The sequence below is a fragment of the Clostridium sp. genome (assembly GCF_040797585.1).
Taxonomy (GTDB): Bacteria; Bacillota; Clostridia; order Clostridiales; family Clostridiaceae; genus Clostridium_Z.
The window spans coordinates 1-4,428 of the sequence record NZ_JBFNEO010000223.1 but is presented as its reverse complement, the minus strand read 5'-3'; the positions used below and the strand labels follow the sequence as shown (position 1 = coordinate 4,428).

Annotated in this window: 6 protein-coding genes; 5 read left to right on the top strand and 1 reads right to left on the bottom strand. The window is 29.8% G+C overall.

The window, feature by feature from the left end:
• Positions 1 to 92: 92 nt before the first annotated feature.
• Positions 93 to 272: a Spo0E family sporulation regulatory protein-aspartic acid phosphatase gene (locus AB2369_RS11725; protein ID WP_367666662.1), complete on the bottom strand. Its 180-nt coding sequence runs from the start codon at positions 270 to 272 to the stop codon at positions 93 to 95.
• Positions 273 to 654: 382 nt separating this feature from the next.
• Between AB2369_RS11725 and AB2369_RS11720 the strand changes: the two genes are divergently transcribed.
• The 5 genes from AB2369_RS11720 to AB2369_RS11700 form a co-directional block, all read left to right on the top strand.
• Positions 655 to 834 carry a DUF896 domain-containing protein gene (locus tag AB2369_RS11720; RefSeq protein ID WP_367666661.1) on the top strand — a complete coding sequence of 60 codons (180 nt, stop codon included), beginning with the start codon at positions 655 to 657 and terminating at the stop codon, positions 832 to 834.
• A 26-nt stretch (positions 835 to 860) separates the two neighbouring features.
• Entirely contained in the window at positions 861 to 1,778 is a 918-nt protein-coding gene (gene hprK / locus AB2369_RS11715; RefSeq protein WP_367666660.1) for an HPr(Ser) kinase/phosphatase, read from the top strand.
• Positions 1,765 to 2,319, top strand: coding sequence for a 5-formyltetrahydrofolate cyclo-ligase (locus AB2369_RS11710; RefSeq protein WP_367666659.1), 555 nt, complete (start codon positions 1,765 to 1,767; stop codon positions 2,317 to 2,319). Before hprK ends, AB2369_RS11710 begins: the two co-directional genes overlap by 14 nt.
• A gap of 76 nt (positions 2,320 to 2,395) precedes the next feature.
• The gene (locus tag AB2369_RS11705) at positions 2,396 to 3,799 is read left to right on the top strand and encodes an aminopeptidase (RefSeq protein ID WP_367666658.1); all 1,404 of its coding nucleotides are present in this window, start codon (positions 2,396 to 2,398) and stop codon (positions 3,797 to 3,799) included.
• Between the two features lie 206 nt (positions 3,800 to 4,005).
• On the top strand, positions 4,006 to 4,428 hold a 423-nt coding region (locus tag AB2369_RS11700; protein ID WP_367666657.1), incomplete at its 3' end, for a restriction endonuclease.

Genomic DNA, 4,428 nt, shown 5'->3' with positions numbered 1-4,428 from the left:
TTAAATTGTCTACTCTATAGGGTACATTTTAAAGTATATTTTTAATAATAGCTTTTATAAAAGCTTATGAAGATATGTTTAATATAAAAAATCTAATATGAACTTATATTACAAAATTTAGTCATAAGGTTAAAATATTGAACTATAAGTTCATCTAGTTCCTCACTATATTGTATAACAATATCATCTGTTAACCTATTACTACAGGTTAGAGAATTTAATTCACATCTTAAATCCTCAATTTTTCTCTCAATAGAATACCTTTCTAACATATTCAATCACTCCTCCTAATCCTAATAAAACAAATAAAATAATAAAAATAATAAATAAAATTGGAAACCTTTGAAAAAATAAGCCATATATATACAAAAAGCTTCAAAGAAACACAAAAACATTAAAAAAAAAATAATTACAATAAATGGAAAAACCTCTAAAATGTATTATATGTTGAATAAAGGGCGTGTATATACACTATAATATGTAGAATATAGTCATAAATTTAAGAGAAGATTAGTGAATTTATGGAGAAATTGCTATAGAATTTATAAGAAAAAAATAAATTTAAAATCCATAAGTAACATAAATTTATCCTTGATTACTCTACCTTACATGAAGTAAAATTAAATATGATTATAGTAACATAAATAGGAAGGAATGAAGAAAGTAAATATGGAAAAATTAATTGAAAGAATAAATTATTTATATAAAAAAAGTCAAGAAGAGGGATTAACAGAGGAAGAGAAAAAAGAGCAAGAAAAAGTTAGAAGAGAATATATAGACAATATAAAGAAGAATTTTAAAGCACAGCTTAATACTGTTAAGAAAAAATCTTAATTTAGAATTTGAAAGGGTTGAGAATAATGACAGTAAAAATAAAAGAGCTAGTGGATGAATTTAACCTTGAAGTCCTAGTACAGGGAGAAGAAAATATAGAAATTGATACTAGTGATTTAAATAGACCCGGACTTCAGTTATCAGGATTTTATAATTATTTTGCTAATGAAAGAATACAAGTTATAGGAAGAGCTGAATGGAGCTTTCTTGACGATATGCAAGTTGAAATAAGAAGAAAAAGACTCAAGAAATTTATGTCTCTTGAAACACCTTGTATAATTTTTACTAGAAACTTAGAACCTCATGAAGAACTTTTAGAATATGCAAAAAAGAATAAAAGATGGGTTTTAAGAACAGATATGATATCTACAAAGTTCATAAATAAACTTTCAAATATGTTAGCTGAAAACTTAGCTCCAGAAACAAGAATCCATGGAGTACTTGTAGACGTTTATGGTATAGGAATAGTAATAACTGGAGAGAGCGGAATAGGGAAAAGTGAAACCGCTTTAGAGCTTATAAAAAGAGGTCATAGACTGGTTGCAGATGATGCAGTAGATATAAAAGAAATAGATGGGATTTTAAAGGGATCATCTCCTAGTATAACTTCTGGTATGCTTGAGGTTAGAGGAATGGGAATAATAGATGTGCCAGCTTTATATGGGCTTAGTTCTGTTATTCATTCAAAAACCATAGCTCTTATAATTCACTTTGAGCATTGGAAAGATGATGGTAACTATGATAGATTAGGCATAGATAAGGAATACATAGATATATTAAATGTTCCTGTAAGAAGACTTAGAGTTCCAATAAGGCCTGGTAGAAACATTGCAGTTATAATAGAGGCAGCAGCGGCTAACTATAGATATAACCTTATTTCTAAAACCTCACCTGTGGATATAATAGAACAAAGAATGGCGAGCTTATCAGATGAATTTATATAAAAATGCTCTAAGAAAAGATATGATAGCTCTTAGAGATGGGGTTAATATAGAAAATTTAAAAGAATATAGCCATACTATTTTTAATAAAATAATTTCCACAGAGGAGTATAGAAATAGTGAGGTAATATTTATATTTGTAAGCTTTGGAAGTGAGGTTTATACCCATGATTTAATAAATTATAGTCTTAATATGGGTAAAAGAATATGTGTTCCTAAAGTCATATCTAAAAAAGCTGGAATGAAAGCCATAGAGATTAAATCCTTAGATGAATTAACTCCTAGTAACTATGGTATATTAGAACCAGAAATTAAAGAGGGTAATATAATAGATGAAAAGTCTATAGACTTAGTTATAATACCAGGGGTTGCCTTTGATAGGAAAGGTGGAAGAATTGGATATGGGGGAGGATTTTATGATAGATTTCTACCGCTTTTAAGAAAAGATAGTGAAAAAATAGCTATAGCCTATTCATTTCAGATAATTGAAGAGGTTCCAAGAGAAGAAAATGATTTTTTAGTGCCTTGTATCATAACAGATTAGAAGGGAATAGGTTTGTATTTTTACCAAAAATAGCTTAAAATATAGTAGAATAATTCTTAAATTAGGGGGCAATACCATGGAATTAAAAGATTTAGCAAAAAATTACCCATATGCTTGGGATAAGTATTCCAAGGAAGATATAGAAAAAGTTTTTAATCTTTCAGAAAGATATATTGACTTTATGTCAAGATGTAAAACAGAAAGAGAATGTGTAAATGATCTTATAGTTCTTGCAGAAAAAGAGGGCTATAGGAACTTAAAAGATATTATTGAAAATGGAGAAGCGTTAAAGGCTGGGGATAAAGTTTATGTAAATTACATGGGCAAGTGTTTAGCTATGTTCTTAATAGGAAAAGATCCTTTAGAAAAAGGTATGAGAATATTAGGAGCACATATAGACTCTCCAAGATTAGATCTTAAGCAAAACCCTTTATATGAAGATACAGATATGGCTATGATGGAAACTCACTATTATGGTGGAGTTAAAAAGTATCAATGGGTAACAATACCTCTTGCTATACATGGAGTTGTGGTTAAAAAAGACGGCACTTCTGTAGAGGTAGTTATAGGAGAAGATCCAAAAGATCCAGTAGTTGGAATCTCAGATTTACTTATACACTTATCTGCTGATCAAATGCAGAAGAAGCTTTCTAATGGAATAGAAGGGGAAGACTTAAATGTTTTTGTTGGATCTATTCCAGTAGAGGACAAGGATGCAAAGAATAGAGTAAAGTTAAATATTTTAAGATTATTACATGAGAAATATGACTTTATTGAAGAAGACTTTGTATCAGCAGAGTTAGAGCTAGTACCAGCAGGTAGAGCAAGAGAGTATGGATTAGATAGAAGTATGGTTATGGCATATGGACAAGATGATAGAGTATGTGCATACACTTCCTTTGAGGCTATGCTTCAAATAAAAGAAAGTGATAAGACTTGTGTAACTTTACTTGTTGATAAGGAAGAGGTAGGTAGCATAGGAGCTACAGGAATGCAATCAAGATTCTTTGAGAATGCAGTAGCAGAGATTATGGATAGATTAGGACAATATAGTGAACTTAAGGTTAGACGTGCTTTAGCTAACTCTAAGATGCTATCTTCTGATGTTAGTGCTGCTTTTGATCCAAACTATCCAGGAGTTATGGAAAAGAAGAATGCTGCTTACTTTGGTAAGGGTATAGTATTTAATAAATATACAGGTGCAAGAGGTAAGTCAGGCTGTAATGACGCTAATGCTGAATATGTAGCTCAGATAAGATCTATAATGGACAAACATAGTGTTACATGGCAAACAGCAGAGCTTGGAAAAGTTGACCAAGGAGGCGGTGGTACTATAGCTTATATACTAGCAGAGTATGGTATGGAAGTTATAGACTGTGGAGTTGCTCTTCACAACATGCATGCCCCATGGGAAATAGCAAGTAAAGCTGACATATATGAAACTATGAGAGGATACCATGCATTTTTATTAGAAGCATAGTATGATTAGTAATTTCAAGAATTCATAAGTGTTTTAACACACAAACAAATTAATATTGAAACAATGATTTTTAATGATTAAAAACCATGTAATTCCCTTTGATGAATTTCAAAAAAGGGAGTTCCATGGTTTTTGTGTTATAAGTTCTAATATTTATGGAATAAAACATATTAAATTGGAAATAATTCCTTGTAAGAGGTGATTAAATGTTTACAGTAAAAGGTTTTATAATAATTTTATGCTTAGCATATGTAACAAAAACAATAGTATATATTATAGATAAGTTATTAAAATTTAAAGATGAAAAAATACAGTTTACTATGGATGTAAAAAAAGAGAGTATTATGAGTATGACAGGTATAGAGTTTGAAGCATTTTGTAGATGGCTTTTTGAAGGTACTGGAGAATATAAATATGTAGAAATCACACAAGCTAGAGGTGATGGAGGAAAGGATTTAATTTTAATAGATAAAAATGAAGAGAAAACATATGTTGAATGTAAGAGATTTGATTCAGAAGAAAAGTTAGAGACAATAGAAAATAAAGGTGATATTAAGAAACTAGTAATAGGAAGAGAAGTATGCCAAAATTTAGTAGGCGCGATGATTAGTAATAATATAGATAAAGGC

Bases quoted from the DNA above. Each gene is read 5' to 3' on its own strand.
- AB2369_RS11725 (WP_367666662.1), bottom strand. From the start codon at position 272: ATGTTAGAAAGGTATTCTATTGAGAGAAAAATTGAGGATTTAAGATGT.
- AB2369_RS11720 (WP_367666661.1), top strand. From the start codon at position 655: ATGAAGAAAGTAAATATGGAAAAATTAATTGAAAGAATAAATTATTTA.
- hprK (WP_367666660.1), top strand. From the start codon at position 861: ATGACAGTAAAAATAAAAGAGCTAGTGGATGAATTTAACCTTGAAGTC.
- AB2369_RS11710 (WP_367666659.1), top strand. From the start codon at position 1,765: ATGAATTTATATAAAAATGCTCTAAGAAAAGATATGATAGCTCTTAGA.
- AB2369_RS11705 (WP_367666658.1), top strand. From the start codon at position 2,396: ATGGAATTAAAAGATTTAGCAAAAAATTACCCATATGCTTGGGATAAG.